We start from the raw sequence: 15,459 nt of genomic DNA, 5'->3' as shown, positions 1-15,459 counted from the left end.
GTACAGATGAATGCCATAAACCTGAATATTTCGCCGATTGCCCTCATCGACCGGCTTGCCGACCCCCGCCTGCTCAGGACCGATGCGCTGATTGGCGGCCAGTGGATAGGCGGGAGCGAACGCTTTGACGTACAGGACCCGGCGACGGGCTTGAAAGTGACCGATGTGGCGGCTCTGGGTGTCGCTGATGCCGAGCATGCCATTGCAGCGGCCAACGAGGCTCTGCCGGCCTGGCGTGCCCAGACCGTCAAGCAGCGCCATGCGGTGCTGATGAAATGGTTTGAATTGCTGATGACCCACCAGGATGACCTGGCCCGCATCATGACTGCCGAGCAGGGCAAGCCGTTGGCCGAAGCCCGAGGCGAGGTGGCTTATGCAGCCAGCTTTGTCGAGTGGTTTGCCGAAGAAGCCAAGCGCATCAATGGCGAAACTCTGCCCCAGTTCGACAACAACCGCCGTCTCCTGGTGCTCAAGCAATCCATCGGTGTCTGCGCTGCCATCACGCCCTGGAATTTTCCTCTGGCAATGATCACGCGCAAAGTGGCTCCGGCCCTGGCCGCAGGTTGTACGGTTATCGTCAAACCGGCCGAGCTGACGCCACTGACTGCGCTGGCAGCCACCGAACTGGCTGTGCGGGCAGGAATGCCTGCAGGCGTGCTCAATGTGCTCACGGCCGATAGCGCCAGCAGCATCGCTGTGGGCAAGGCTTTGTGTGCCAGCGATGTGGTGCGTCACATCAGCTTCACGGGCAGCACCGAAGTCGGTCGTATTTTGATGGCGCAAAGTGCTCCCAGCGTCAAGAAGCTGAGTCTGGAGCTGGGCGGCAACGCGCCCTTCATCGTTTTCGATGATGCGGATCTGGACTCGGCAGTTGAGGGCGCGATTGCCAGCAAGTTCCGCAACGCGGGCCAGACCTGCGTCTGTGCCAACCGCATCTATGTGCAGGATGCGGTGTATGAGGCCTTTGTCCAGAAGTTTTCCGCTAAGGTTCAGGGGCTGAAGGTTGGTAACGGTTTTGACGAGGGCGTGGTGCAGGGGCCGCTGATTGAAGTGGCTGCCATGGACAAAGTGCAGAAGCACCTGGATGATGCGCTGGCCAAAGGGGGCAAGCTGGTGGCCGGTGGCCAGAAACTTGACGGCCAATTCTTTCAGCCCGCGGTGGTGGCGGAGGCTACCAAGGACATGCTCTGCGCCAGAGAAGAAACCTTTGGTCCTTTTGCACCGGTGTTTCGCTTCAAGACCGAACAAGAGGCGATCCAGGCCGCCAACGACACCGAGTTCGGTCTGGCCAGCTATTTCTATAGTCGCGATGTGGGCCGCATCTTCCGGGTTGCGGAAGCTCTGGACTACGGCATGGTGGGTATCAACGCCGGCATCATTGCTACCGAACACGTGCCGTTTGGCGGGGTGAAGCAGTCCGGCCTGGGCCGCGAGGGCTCGCACCACGGCATGGATGATTACCTGGAGATCAAGTACCTGTGTATGGGGGATATTGCCGTGCCGGCTGGCAGGGGCACTTTATGAGCGCGCGGGTGGCGGTAGTCACCGGCGCCGCACGTGGCATTGGGTTCGCGGTCGCGCAGCGGCTCGCCTCAGTGGGCATGAAGGTGGTTATGGCTGACTTGCGCGACGCGGCGCAGGCGGCCAGCATGGTGAACCGGGATCTGTGCGCAGGCGTCGATGCCGACGTGTCTGATGAGGCATCTGTGCAGCAACTGGTTGCGGGTGTGGTGGCGCGATACGGTCGGCTGGATGTGCTGGTCAACAACGCCGGTATCTCCCCCAAACATGGCGGTCGCAAGGCACGGGTCGAGGACACGGCGCTGCCGGAGTGGCAGTCAGTGCTGGATATCAACCTCACTGGTACTTTTCTGATGTGCCGTGCGGCGCTGCCACATATGCGGGCTGCGGGCTGGGGGCGGATTGTCAATTTGTCATCACAGGCCGGCAGAAGCCGATCTGCCGTCACGGGGGCTCACTATGGGGCCTCCAAGGCTGGCATTCTCGGCTTTTCGCGCATTCTTGCCGAGGAGGTGGGGGGCGATGGCATCACAGTGAACTGCGTGGCGCCTGGTCGTATCGCCACCGCCATGGCAGCGGCCGCGCCCGAGACCGTCAACCAGGAGATTGCCGCCCGTATTCCGCTGGCACGGCTGGGAACGGCCGCAGAGGTGGCAGACGCCGTGGGCTTTCTGGTTTCCGAGCAAGCGGCGTACCTGACCGGTGTCACCCTGGATGTCAACGGCGGCTATTTCATGGCTTAGCCGGTGGCTCACACCCGAACAGCAAACCTATGTCACTACCTGAACTTTCTCTGGGATGGTTGAGCCTGCCGGACGCCAGCCCTACAGAACTCATTTACGCCGCTGCAGACGCTGGCTTCGCCAGCGTCAGTCTGCGCGTGGCGCCATCGCCTGGCGATGCCGCGTCTGCGTTATCCGCCCAGCCGCAAGGGGTGCGTGAGGTCAGGGCAGCGTTGGCTGCGACTGGCGTTCGGCTGGCCGAGATGGGCAGCATCCGTATGCATGGCCCCGTGCCCAGCAGCTGGTGTCTGCCTAGTTTGGACGTCGGTGCCAGCCTGGGTGCCGAAACCGTTATTGCCCTTATCTACGAGTCTCATTCTCAAAAGCGGCTGGACGATTTTTGCGACCTCTGCCATGCAGCTGGACAGTTTGGCTTGCGGGTGGCGATTGAGTTTGCCGCTTTCACCTCGGTGCCGACGGTGGAAGCGGCATATGCTCTGGTCACGGCTTGCGCCATGTCCAATGCGGGTCTTGTGGTGGATGCGCTGCATCTGGAAAGATCCGGCGGTACAGCAGCCGCGCTGGCGAACATTCCGGCCGAGCGGGTGTTTCTTGCCCAGCTATGCGACGCCCGGGTCAAGCGTCCATCAGATGCCGAAGGCTTGAGACTAGAAGCCAGAACGGACAGGCTGGACCCTGGATTCGGCGTTTTACCGCTGGTCGATTTCGTGAGTGCGCTCCCGGACTCTTTCCCTCTGGAGTTGGAGGTGCCCTGCATGCTTGCTGCGCCCATCAGCGCTGGCGTGCGTGCGCAGCAGATTGCCAAGCGCACGCGTCACTTTCTGTCTTTGTTGCCGCCGCTCGATGAGCAATCCAGTATCGCGTTAAGTTTGCAGCCGTGATTTTTCGCTGTGTGTCGAAGACTCGGGAGAGCTCAGAGCGTCTCGGACACCAAACGGCTTAAAAAGCTGTAGGCGGAGAAAGGCCGGCTCAAACAGCTGCCGGCCGAGACCATGCTCGAAACTGAGATCACCAAAGAGGCTTTAAGAAAAAATTGTGAGCGTACCCGCCAGTCGGGAGGAGAGCGCTTCATTGTGGGCTACCGTGCGTTTCAGAACCTTTGCAGGGCATTCGCAGGCAAGTCTCTGCAGACTGACCGAAAAAGGCTGGTTGCAGCCGCTGAGATTTGGCAAGCCTGTGACCGCTGCCGCCGATACCAGACGTTAACCTGCTTTCTGGCCAGACGTCCGCTGTGCGCCTCAAATCGGAAACTGGCTGGATCGCAGTGCGCCAGACACCTGAACGGCAGCTCTCGTAAGCTACGAACTGGTGCTGCCGACCCTGAGCAGCCATTTGCGTTCATCTTTAAACACCCGAGCTGATGACTATCCGTTTCGCACAACGAGTCAAATTAGGCCCGTTGCTTAAAATGTTCGCGGTGGTACTTAAGATAGGAGGCCGTAACAGTAGAGGGCCGACTACGTAGTTTAGTAAATCCATCGAGACCAGCCAGCTTCATGGTGCCAGCTGGCAACTTTGAAGAGGTTAGCAACGTTCCATCGTCTTCAAAACTGATCAAAAAACGGTCAAAGAGTGAATCCACGTTAGCGCTTAAGAGCAGGCCGTTTTCTACGTCGAGTTTTTCGCGCTTATTGGACTCAGACCAAGGCTTGATGTGTGATGCGACCAACATCTCTGGGCACTTAATGCCAGTAAGTGCACACATTCCATCCCATGCACGGAGCAATGCGGTTCGGTAGCCACCTTGGCCCATGCGTGCATCGACCAAAGAGATCTTGCTCAGCAAATCATCTGCGTCATCATCTTCACCGTCAATTTGTAGCTCTGAAGGTGTTTCGATATCCATTGCGCTTGCCATCGCGTCGTACAGCACTTCCCATTTTTGGGAGCGTTTGTGTTCAGGAATGAGGTTCATCATGTCCAGGGCGTTGACTTCGCTCAGCTTGGTATACCTACTAAACATGGACAGCCATCTTTGCGTGCCCCGAACTTTTTCAGACGAGATTTCAATGGGCTCGTCAAACCACCAATAGTGAGATTCAGGGCATACCCAGTTGGTGATCCAATTTAGATTGAGTTTCCAGTTCTTTAAAAACTGCTTATGGTTATCAGAGTACGTGTCACGCACATGCTCCAAAGCCCATGTTTCGTCCTTGAACGAATCTACATCTAGGAGATTACCAATTTCTAGGCGCTGTTTTTTCAATTCATCTGCACCTAAATAGGTTGCATTACCTGCAATACCTACAAACAGTTGCTTGCCTTCGTAGGACACCATCATGAATACGAAAGTTTGTCCTGCATACTGCTGCTCTTCACCGATTTGTACGGCCTCAGTATGGAAGAAGCGTAGGTCACTGTGCTTTGTTTTTAGAGTCAACCGTGGATCGTTATTCCATTCTTCGTGCCCATAACCATGATCCATTGGCCAGGAGTCCGCAGTTACAGGATAGCCTGAAGGACCCTTATAGCCTTTTGTATTCCAGTAAATTGGCTTTTGAATGAAAAGGGCCATACGTTATCTCCTTGAGTTTTTTAAAAGAAAGGTTTTTTTACGGTAAATTTCTTGGGTTCGAAGCTCTTTGAGCCGCCCTCTGATTCTGTCTAAGCGAAATACGCAAGGTGCGTTGCTTTCGACTAGCACTCCAATCAGATAAAAGTGATGTTCGCTAACGAGATGAAGCTTGTGTAAGTAGATACGTACTTCGATGGAGCTTCCTTCAAAGTCGCAGTAGCAAAATTCATATTTTGCGTATGAGCGGTTAGCCCACGCAGTCTTGATAATGATCAATTTTTTACCGAGAGATGCGATCATTATTTTCTGTTGATCAGTTTTTCAAGACGCTTAAATCCTGCTTCCATTCTGTCGCTCATTTCACCAAGAGCGTTGTATTCCAAAGAGGCCTGCATCTCTGCAACGATGCCCTCGACGAAATCATCGCTGGGGTGGTTCTCGCTCTTGTAAAGAACCAGCCGTACAGACTCGGAGGACTCGGTTTTGTATGCAAATGAAAAGCCAATCCCAAAGACTACGGCTGCCGAAATCGTTGTCCAGTGCGCTCGTAGTTGTTGGTATTTCACTTCGTGAACCAACAAAGGCTCCTTCGCATCTTCAAACTCTTGATCTTCTTGGAGCAGCTCGACAATGGCAGTTCTGCCATTTGCAAACTTCAAGTGAACTCGGCGCTTTCCATCGACATCCAGAAATGCATCTGGCTGGTTCACCAAGGTATCCAAGCAGGAAACCATAGATTCTTTGAACGCCTTGCCTGTGTATGGTTGGCTAAGGCTTCCTAGGCAATTTTTAGTCATCAGCTGCCCCTAAGTTGTCTGTAAGCCTAGTGTACTCAAGATTCACAAAGAGATCAAAAAATTACTCAAAGAGAAGAAATTTCACTGCCAATGAGGTGACTACGCGATGTCACCACGTGAAAATATTCAGCGTTTGAAGGTTGGAGCTGTAGAGTTTTATGCAATGTCTGGAATTGGCCGATCTGCGACTGTCGCTGACTGACCCGTTGCGGTCGTTCCTACCTAGGTGGCGAATGTCTGCTGCGCAGCGATTGCCGCTACCCATATCTGCTCTCGATCGATCAGTCTCAACTCACAGCGCCCGATTCTGGCCAACCTGAGTAGGTCTTGGGACGCCTGTTGAGAAACCACTCTGAAGCCTTGTCGGTTTTATCGCTTAACAGGTGTTGTGGGACTGAGAAAGTCGATAACGACGCGCTCAAATTGTTTGGGCTGATCCAACATGACGAAGTGGTAGCTGCCATCGATGCGCTGAAAGCTGACGTGAGGCGTGGCCGCGTAGGCGGATCGAAACATGGCATCGACGCGGTTTGTGGGGATGCCATAACTGGTGTCGTAGGCATAAACTACATGCACGGGCACCGTGATACGGTTGAGTTCCGGGCGCAGGTCGGAGATCATCAACTCGTAAGTGGCATGTGCCACTGTTGGGCGGTCTGATCGGAGGCTGGCGTCGAGCAGTGAAGGACGGGCTGCTTCGGTCTTAGTGAGGCGAGCGATGGAGGCAGATTGCATGGCCCTCATCTGAGCGTCGGTTGCTGCCAGCAAAGTGGCGCGGAATGCGGCCGCGCCCGGTGTAGCTTTCTCGCTGGTTGCGGATGGATCAAGCAGCAGGCTGTAGAAGGGCAATGCATCTACGATCATCAGACGCGACACCCGGTCAGGATGACGCGCGCCAAGCATGAGTGCGGCCTCACCGCCCAGGGAGTGACCGATGACAGCGGGTACCTGAAGATGCTCGCGTTCAATGTAGTCCGCGACGGCTGTGGCCGTGGGCTCAACCACCAAGCCTTGCGGATTGTGCGCTGCGGGTGCTCCGGCAAACCCAGCCACCTGCACGAGGTGCAAGCGATGGCTTTGCTTGAGGCGTTCGGCAAGACCACGCCAAACATCGCGGGAAGATGCTAAACCCGGAATTAGGATGACATCTGGTCCGCTTCCTTCGACTACCACCGAGATGCGCTCACGTACCATGGGTCCTTGTGGTGCGGTTGTCGATTGGGCCAGCGTAGCCGAGGTCAGTAAAAAGGTGAGGCCGAAGGCTACAAGCAGGGCTGAGAAACGCATTAAGTCAGCCCTGTGGTCAGGGCATGTTCTGGACAAGCCGAGCATTATCTGCGCTGTTGGTATGGCTGGCGAAATCAAGATTCTCTACAACAGCAACATCGTCACTCGTTGACGGCAGGGCTTTCGCCTGTAGTGTTTGAGACGCAACACTGTCAACGGATCGAGAGCATCTAGGTTCGCCTGTGCGATTCAAATCCAGCAAGTTTCAGGTTTGAGACGTACAGAAGACATCTGGCGAGATGACGGCGCGAGTTCTAGTATTGCTGGCATTGGTCAATGGCTTGTCAAAGCTCAGCCGTCACAACCAAGCTGGAGCGGACACTGATGTTGATCAGTCATATGGCTGCTTCTGGCCGAACTGAGTCGGTCACGACCAGCGGTCTAGTCAGCCGAAGCCGGCAGAGGTGGTTAGTTCATCCGGAATATGCAGCCAAGTATCTAATTCTGCTGTTTTTGGCACATTTGCAAGCCGATAATCGAGTGGAAATGACATAAGCGAGGAACGACGAGCCGTATGTGAAAGCACCCTGCCCGTTGGCCTTTGCGCTGCCGGTGGCGCCCGTCGAGAGAAAAGAGAGAGAGAGAGCCTTGAGCGTCGAAATATGCTTTGATGAAGAATCTGAAGTCGCCAGCATCCCGCTCGCCGGTTGGCCGCCGCCGTTAGTTGAACTTCTTGGACGCTATTTCAACATCCGCGATGGTGAGCTTCGGCTGGACTATTCCCATTTGATCGAGGGGCATAGCAATTCGTTCCAATGCCTATTTGACGGGCTAACAGCGCGACAAAATTTTGTCCTTAAATTCAATACTGCAGCATTGGAGGGGCCGATATCACTGACCCTCAGAATCCTCGGGTATGGAGGGGAAGAGGTCGCACATTCATCTTCCATTCTGGACAGAGAGGCATACCTGGATGCTCGGGTTGACTTATACGAGGACGTGTTTAAACACACCTCTCAGGCCTTGCGCGAGAGTGTCATGGCGGAGATCAAGCCTCATGCGATATTGGTGAGCTGGCTTTTCGAGCAAGATTCATCTAGGCGGGCTAGACTTTTAGATGATCAAGAGATCATGGCGGCGCTAGTGGCCAGCACTTCAGAGGCTAATTGCATCTATGGTCTTCAACTCGTTAAAGCCCATTGTGGTGAGAACAATTGGGCTTTCGAGCAATTGATCCAAAAGCATTGGCCCTATGTACTCGAATACGTAGGCAGTCAACTGCGCAATTCAACCGGTTATGTGCGCGATATCGTCTTCACGCTATTTGAAAATTCGGAGACTGTACAAACTTCCAGAGATGCCTGCTTGAAGGTTGTCGATCATGCTCATCTGATGATCTTTCCTCGGTTGATCCAGCATTGCCGGACGCTCATGGCGAGCGATGTTCGCCGGCTACTCCTACGCTTGCACACCTTGGCGAAGACAGAGAAGAAAGACGATTTCAAGGATTGTGTTGCCGCGGCTTTCTCGATGTTCGCTTCGTTGTTGGGAGGCGCCATGCCCTCGGACCTTGCGCTTGCCGGTGCTTGGCACGGATTCGAGCCCGCCTGGCTTAGCCAGCGGGGCGTCGCGGAAAGTCTCCGAGAACTGCCAACCGGATCGTGGGATCGTGAGGTGCTATGGAATCAACTGGGTCCGGCTGCCCGCGAGGCTTGGCGGCAAGATCTGTTCGATCAGTTGAAGGGGGAGTCGGAGCTGGCCCAGGGCCTAACTCATTTCGCCTGTCTCTGGCTCGAGCAGACGGCGTTCGCTGAAGTCGAGCCGGTGCTACTTCGATTAATGGACGACGAGGATCAACTAGCTTTCGTGAATAGGCTCGCGGCCACAGGTCCAAGACAAGTGCTGTTGAGAGCCAAAGGTCTTGTCCGATCTAAGCACGGCGCGCTGGACTTGGATGGCCCTAAAGGTCAAGCGGATGTCACTACACGGTCCAGCGTCGAAGCCCAAACTTGGCTGGGCGACTCGCACGTGGAGGAGGTCATTCATCGAGCGATTAGCCGGATCGAGAAAGAGTTTTGCCATGAGTATCCAGCAACCTGGGGAGAAGACGAGGAGGCTCATACTGCACGTCTGCTAACCCTAACGCAGAGTGCAATGGTTGAGGCGACCCACCACCTGCAGCAGCCTTCGGCAACAAATCGGGGGCAGTATCCAAGCCTGTCAGTTAACGTGCGTCAGCCCTCTAAGCGGGAGGAAGGGGCTTGCACGTCTACAGGTGCTCCGCTGGGGGCAGACGTACTGTTCCTGACCCGCATCGTCGACAAGGGTAGAACGGTGATCCAGCGGGCCACCTTGGTACAGGTAAAGAAGCGCCGCAGCACCGAGTCGGGGAAGAACTTTAGTTCGAAAATAGGTGTTGACCTGCAGCAGTGCGAGGACATGCTCAAGCAGTCCGAACACGCCTACTACCTAATCATGACGCCGGCCACTTCTCTTCCAAGGCTCTGGGTTGCACCAGCCCGGTTGGTCAGGAACTTGACTCAACTGCACACGAGCAGGGCGTCCATCGACGCGAAACATGTTAGGTACGCGAGCTGCTCTTATGCAGATTTCTTCTTGCGCAACCTTGTCGGTCTGTGGGCTGGCGACGAGCATGAGGAAATCGTCGGCATTGCCAGCGGCGATCCTCGGCTTGGGCGGATGCCTCGCCACATCGTTGACATCGAGGTTCACCGCAGATCGGAGGCAAGCGCTCATGATTAAGCTCGTCGTGGATTGATCTCCAGCCCTAGCGCCCAAGTGGCCGACTTCGGTTTCGTTGTGGGTATATGTGCCGCTCCCTGTTGTATGTCTTGCGATAGATGTAGCAGACGCTCGGATGTCGGTGACGAATGACGCAGTTTAGGCTTGGCAGCCGGCGGATACGAAGTGCTCAATGGTCTGCTTCTGGCCGATCTGCGACTGTCGCTGACCGACCCTGAGCCGTCTTTCACTGTCATGACCCGAATGTCTGGTTATCGGCATTTTGCGCAAGAGCTTCTCTGAGACAAAACCTCCTGGCTGCTTTAACTGGCGGGAGATTTTTGTAGATTACGGCTTCTGACTTTCTAATCAGATTTTCAGAGTTCGACGTCGCCTTGCTGCATCGAAAGGCCTCAGACGGCGTCTGAGTGTGTCTTTAGCTGGTTCATGAAGTTCTACCAGTGCAGTGACCATGTAGTTCAACGCAAGCTTATTTGCAGCTTTGCTCCAACCAAGCCTGAGAAGCCACTCCATTAGTTTGTTGCTCAGTACTCGGTATGTGAGACGTACTGCATATATGAGGAAGTGTGCTACCAATGCAGCCCACACGCAAATGAAAGTAATCGGGAGCAGATGGTCTGAGTAAATCAGCGCATATAACTCGTTGCCATCAGCTGCGCTGGCAATCAGAGCCGCAACAAGTGCAACAGCAGCAAGCACAATCGACATCAAACGAGATTTGTCCTTGGGGTCGAAGATGTTGTTCCAAAAGCCTAATTCTGGCTGCATGAAAATTATTTTTGTGGCTTGCAAGTCCGTAATCTCTTTGGCGATGTGCAAAAAATTTGATGACTTCTGGCTAAATAGTCGTTCTAACTCCCTACGCTTAGCCTCTAGTAATTGCTTTGTAACGTCAGGGCCGGATAGCTTGAAGCGCTCGTTTTGGCGCTTGTTTTTATAAGTCTCGATCCTTTGGCTGACGAGCAAAAATCCAATCTCAGCTGTAAGGATTAGAGCGCCTGCTATGAAGACGTAGATGCGATTTTGGGCAGCAAGAGCATAGAGAAAGCCCCCAACTGCTAACACAAAAGCGATAGCAAACAACGTTGAGACAACCCATTGCCAGCTGGAAAAATTTGGATAAAGGTCTTTGCCTTCAAAATGTTTATGGAATTGCTGGGCGATTTCAGTGATTTTTTTCACAGTAGCATCAATCTAGTGACAAGGTATCCCTGTTGTGAGGGCGGGGAGCTGAAACAACACAATCATGTATCCCCTTCATATTTGTTACTAATGTATACAAAAAAACTAGGCTTACGTCTGCGTTCGCCGGAGTTTGCTTTATCGACAAAGCAGCAGCCTGTGAGATAGGAGCGGAGCCTACCTCCAGCCCAAGCAGTCAGACAATGTGGTTTGCTGAAAGGCTGTTCTTGGCCGGATTGCGACGCTCATGCTCAGACGCTCACTGAGCCCCTGAAGCCTCGTGCGGCGTAGTAGGATTCAGCCCCGTTGTGATACACGAAGACCTTGCCGTAACGTCTGTCACAAAACAAAGCGCCACCGAGATTTCTGACGTCTTGCGGTGTTGCTACCCAACTGGACGTCTTCACGTCGAATTCTCCGACTTGTTGAAGCAGACGATATTGGTCTTCCGTCAGTAATGCCATGCCCATGTCCGCAGCCATGTCGACGACGTTGTTCTGCGGTTTGTTCTGCTTCCGGGAATTCAAAGCTTCTCGGTCGTAACACAGGCTCCTGCGGCCCTTCGGACTTTCAGCGGCGCAATCGCAGAAAAAGTAGGCACCGCCGCCATCCGCTGCCCCAATGACGTCAGGTTCACCCCCTGTCCTCTCCATCTCACCTAGTGCCTTCAGCTTGTCTGGGTAGCGCTGCAAGCGACCATGGACATCTGCCCAGTCGACCCCGGTGTGCCTATGCATGTTCTGTTTGAACCGCAACTTCAATGTGTCGATGAGAATACCGCGTTGTTCTGTGCTCACGTAGTTCGCTCCAGTTTCTTCGTATCGGTGCCACATTATCTTGTGGACGCATCGACTAAATTCTGCCGCCGTGATGAAGGTCCGCTGCTGGCCGGTTGCGGCTGTCGCTGTTCGACCCAGTTCAGGCATTCGCTAGCGTCGGAGTTGAACAGTACGCTGCCGATACGTGCTCGAGTGGAACGACCTGCTAGATTTCACCGCTCCAAAGTCAATCATGGCCACTGCTTCTTCCTACGGATATCTGCGTCACTGCCGCCGAAGTACACAAAAAACTCCGAGAACAGCGGAACCTGCCCCCCCCCACTTCTGGGGCTGCCATAGAACGCGGCATCACCAAGGGAATTGATGGTCTCCAGCAGAGGCGTCAGCACCCGAAACAGTCTCACCATTGCGTATGGCGTTGCAATCGCGTGCTTTCCCGGGAGGCTGAAGACTTCCTTCAGAGATAGTAAAGAGCCGTCCATTCCGTGCTGGATCGCACTGACGCTCCTGTGCATGAGCGCGTGCATGGCATCCGCCTGTGCAAGGTGTTTCTCCACCTTATGTTTTGGAACATCTGATTCAAGCACCTCAGCCAGAATCCGCCCCCAACGCTCCAGGGGGTCACCATAGCTCGCGGGCAGAGTATTCAGTGCATCAAGGTTGTAGTAACGCGAGTGCTTCGCGAACTCTGAGAAAAAGTCCAAAATCTCCCGCTCAATCGTTTGATTCTGCGGGAGAACGACGCCTTTGACGACACCACGCTGAGCAGCGGCCACGCACGATGCGTAAAGCGTCACAAGATCGTGCCCGTACGCTTTTAGATCGCCCTTCGAAGGCGTTCTATACCCGTGATGGAGCATGTGATCCGTCACAACGATGAGCTTCATCACCCGTTCAATTGCAATGGAGGTGTTGAAGAACCCCGAATAGAACTCAGACTTGTCCGCCACTGTCGCATTGCGTAGGGCAGTGAGTCCGACGGCGAGGCTTCCACGCGCGAGAAATGCTTCTTGTTGGAGAAGAACGAATGTGGGACTAAATGACATCTAAGATCTGACGAAAAGCTAAGCCGACCGCAGTATGCGGATCGGCTTGAGCGCCGGGTTAGGCAAGAACATCGGTGCTCGTAATTAACATGGGAGAAGTTGCGCCCCCAAGAATTTTCTTTTCTGCGATGAATTCAAATCTAGAGCGATTGGCTAAAAACTGCTGCTCAGGTTCACTTTGAGCGTTGCTGGGGTCAACATCTTGCAAAGCTTCTGTCGTCACTGAACAGATAAAATTTTCTCCGTTTACTTTTGCTTGAAAGTTGATTCCAAAAGTTTGTGTGTTTATTGCGTGATTTCCGGTAAATGAAATTTACATACTTCTCTTTGAAAAAACTGACTAACTAGATTTAGACGGAATGCAAAATGCTCGTCGTTCTTAAAAGAATGAATGTATCCATAGTTATGAGAGTGAGCAATCGCAAGCCAACCTTTTGTCCGACCTAAATTTCGAGATCGAAGCCTGTTATGAGTCGTCAAAGACCAATGATGTAATGGCTGCTCTTGGCCGAACTCTGTCGTTCACGACCAGCAGCCTGGTCAGCTACAACCGGCACAGGCGGTCAGCTCGACTGGAATACGCAGTAGCACAGTTCTCCATGAAGGATCAGGTAGCCGATAGTCCCATCTCGATGGTCAGAATATTGATTCGCTCCTTCTCAACTGGCAGCTGCCCTTCAATCAAATAGGATTCGAAGTCAACGGCCTAGCCAGGAATTCTTCTGCTACGGAACAATCATGTCCGCCTAGGGCTTCCCCTCTCCTGCAACTGATTTAGTAGAGCAAAGCTGTAACTGTTTGCTTAAATCAGAATTACTGGGGTGGGAGTGGAGATGTACAAATTCCTATCGGCTTTGTCATGTGTCGTCTTGGTTAGTTGTGGGACGATGCATATCGCGGATCCGGATACCAAGCCACCACTGAAGTTGGCAGCAATGACGGCAGAATCGTTGCAACGCGAATTTCAGCTGGAGAATCGTTATGTGCAAGACATGCCAGATGGCAGGCCTGGACCCAGGATTGGACTAGCGCTATCGGGCGGTGGGACGAAGGCTGGGATGTTCGCCCATGGCGTGTTGCACGGCCTCCACCAAAGCGGCTTGCTTCAGCATGTGCATGCAATCTCTACGGCTTCAGGCGGCGGCTATGGTGCCTACTGGTACTTCTCGAAAAAGATGGCTTGGGCAAGGGCCCAAAAAGAAGGCCAAAACCAATTTGCCTTTGACTCTATCTTCGCAGACTGCCTGCCTGCTTGGCTGGTGAACAAGAAAGACATGGAGGATTCCAAGTATCTGCGCAACTCTCGGCAGAACGCTATTGCTTCAGCACAGCGAGAAGCTGCTGCAGCAGCGGAGCCCAGGCCCGAGGCCGTGTGCCTGAGGAACCACCATCGAGTGGCCAGCATCCCTGGTGGAGATGCAGATCCGTACCGTTGGCAGGCGCACATAGTCCGCTGGCCCGATGTTTTCACAGATGAGATCACGATCCCTACTGGTGATAAACAGAACTCTCCGAAGAGGAAGATTGCGGGGTACACCATTGGAGCCTTCCTAGAGATCGTTCCTGGATTTTTTGGTGCTCAGTCTGCGGTTATCAATGCCTATGAGACCGGGATCGAGCGTACATGGGGTTTGAACCCAATGCCCCGAAGCGCGGCAGATCCAGACAAGCACTGGGCTTACACCAATGCCGCCGGCGAGGGCCACACATTGCGGGTCGATGGAACGAAGAATACCTGGGCCGAGTTGCGAAAAATGTACGACACGGACCCAAGCTTGCCAGTGTGGATTTTGAACACGACTCAGGGTCAGAAGTCAGCTCTGCCCAATGCATATAGTCTGTACGAAATCACGCCCTTCGGCCATGGATCCGCACGCATTGGTCGCTTTGAAACGCTTCCCTTCGAATCGATAACCACAGGCGTGCGAGCATCAGCTGCGTTCTTGGACACTCAGAACGTGGATCCGTCACTTGGTGCTCTAGTCTATAAAGGCTTTGCCTCTCTGTTGGGGGCCATTCAATGGGGCGTGAACATCCCTGCAGTGGATCCGAATACTGGACGCAAAGGAACAATCCGGCTGAGTGACGGCGGCCCGATTGAGAACACAGGGGCTTTGAGCCTGATTCGTCGCGGTGTCTCGGACCTCATCCTTGCGGACAGTGCAGAAGACGGCCGCGGACTCTTGGAAGACCTCTGTAATCTTAGGTTGATGCTCAAGGAGGAAAAGGTCATCTTTGACTTCCCTGCATTGCAAGACTTTGCGAAACACTGTGAAGAGGGCAGTGCCAAGTTCGCTTACAACGTCTCTGACTGGAAGTCTCCTGTGATTGAGGGCTATGTGCGGTGGCCTTCAGAAGCGGCAGAGCCAGGCAGGCGCATCAATGTCTACTTGATCAAGCCTGCATGGGATGAGCTTCTGACTCAAGAATATGCCAACAAGGGAACGACAATTGGAACGGAGTGTGGAACAGGCCCTAACCAGATGAACTGCTGGCTTCCTATCTACTTGCAGCATGATCGATCAACTACCGTTGGAGATGCTTCGGACTATATGAGGTTCCCGCAGCATGGGACCGTGACCGCGACAATTGACTCAAGCAGCTACCGCTTCTGGGCGTATCGAGAACTCGCACGAAACCTTGCAGTGAACCTGCAATTTGACCCAACAACAAGGCGAGTGAAAAATGTTGGTGAGCAGTGTTGGCAAGAGCGCTTAAAAGTGAACTCAAAGGGTGAGCGTCCAATTCACAGGCCTATGAAAGCTAATGGATTCAGCGGTGCGCCAACGCCTTGCAGGATCTTCCAGAGCTCAGTGAATGTGACCATGCAATAGAGGTGGTAATGCAAAGTGCCCAGCAAGATCACACGATCTGCTGGGCGCTTTC

At 53.9% G+C, this 15,459-nt stretch carries 11 protein-coding genes; 5 read left to right on the top strand and 6 right to left on the bottom strand.

The features are described 5' to 3' along the window. Positions 1-15 precede the first annotated feature (15 nt). Genes EAO39_RS15175 through EAO39_RS15165 form a run of 3 tightly spaced genes read left to right on the top strand, consistent with a single transcriptional unit; the run spans position 16 to position 3,145 of the window. Entirely contained in the window at positions 16-1,524 is a 1,509-nt protein-coding gene (locus tag EAO39_RS15175; protein ID WP_120971159.1) for an NAD-dependent succinate-semialdehyde dehydrogenase, read from the top strand. Further along, a complete protein-coding gene (locus EAO39_RS15170) occupies positions 1,521-2,264 on the top strand; it encodes an SDR family NAD(P)-dependent oxidoreductase (RefSeq protein ID WP_120968826.1) in 744 nt (247 codons plus the stop codon). Before EAO39_RS15175 ends, EAO39_RS15170 begins: the two co-directional genes overlap by 4 nt. A gap of 29 nt (positions 2,265-2,293) precedes the next feature. Continuing rightward, positions 2,294-3,145, top strand: coding sequence for a sugar phosphate isomerase/epimerase (locus EAO39_RS15165; protein WP_120968823.1), 852 nt, complete (start codon positions 2,294-2,296; stop codon positions 3,143-3,145). A gap of 509 nt (positions 3,146-3,654) precedes the next feature. Here EAO39_RS15165 and EAO39_RS15160 read toward each other — a convergent pair. From EAO39_RS15160 to EAO39_RS15150, 3 genes are all read right to left on the bottom strand, one after another. After that, the gene (locus EAO39_RS15160) at positions 3,655-4,779 is read right to left on the bottom strand and encodes an HNH endonuclease signature motif containing protein (RefSeq protein WP_120968820.1); all 1,125 of its coding nucleotides are present in this window, start codon (positions 4,777-4,779) and stop codon (positions 3,655-3,657) included. Positions 4,780-5,078: 299 nt separating this feature from the next. After that, on the bottom strand, positions 5,079-5,489 hold the full coding sequence (locus EAO39_RS15155) for a hypothetical protein (RefSeq protein ID WP_162989586.1): 411 nt from the start codon (positions 5,487-5,489) through the stop codon (positions 5,079-5,081). Between the two features lie 456 nt (positions 5,490-5,945). After that, positions 5,946-6,863: an alpha/beta hydrolase gene (locus EAO39_RS15150; protein WP_120971157.1), complete on the bottom strand. Its 918-nt coding sequence runs from the start codon at positions 6,861-6,863 to the stop codon at positions 5,946-5,948. 516 nt (positions 6,864-7,379) lie between these two features. Here EAO39_RS15150 and EAO39_RS15145 point away from each other — a divergent pair. Next, positions 7,380-9,566, top strand: a complete 2,187-nt coding sequence (locus tag EAO39_RS15145; RefSeq protein WP_205589395.1) for a hypothetical protein — start codon at positions 7,380-7,382, stop codon at positions 9,564-9,566. A gap of 348 nt (positions 9,567-9,914) precedes the next feature. Here EAO39_RS15145 and EAO39_RS15140 read toward each other — a convergent pair whose 3' ends face one another. From EAO39_RS15140 to EAO39_RS15130, 3 genes are all read right to left on the bottom strand, one after another. Continuing rightward, positions 9,915-10,748, bottom strand: a complete 834-nt coding sequence (locus EAO39_RS15140; RefSeq protein ID WP_120968814.1) for a hypothetical protein — start codon at positions 10,746-10,748, stop codon at positions 9,915-9,917. 251 nt (positions 10,749-10,999) lie between these two features. Further along, complete coding sequence (locus EAO39_RS15135) at positions 11,000-11,545, bottom strand: DUF4256 domain-containing protein (protein WP_240467024.1); 546 nt, start codon at positions 11,543-11,545, stop codon at positions 11,000-11,002. 212 nt (positions 11,546-11,757) lie between these two features. Next, positions 11,758-12,573: a hypothetical protein gene (locus EAO39_RS15130; protein WP_120968811.1), complete on the bottom strand. Its 816-nt coding sequence runs from the start codon at positions 12,571-12,573 to the stop codon at positions 11,758-11,760. A gap of 887 nt (positions 12,574-13,460) precedes the next feature. On the opposite strand from EAO39_RS15130, the gene EAO39_RS15120 reads away from it, so the two are divergent. After that, positions 13,461-15,407, top strand: coding sequence for a patatin-like phospholipase family protein (locus EAO39_RS15120; RefSeq protein WP_162989585.1), 1,947 nt, complete (start codon positions 13,461-13,463; stop codon positions 15,405-15,407). Positions 15,408-15,459 lie beyond the last annotated feature (52 nt).

This window comes from Comamonas sp. lk (assembly GCF_900564145.1).
Taxonomy (GTDB): Bacteria; Pseudomonadota; Gammaproteobacteria; order Burkholderiales; family Burkholderiaceae_C; genus Comamonas.
This window is presented reverse-complemented; position numbering and strand designations above follow the sequence as displayed.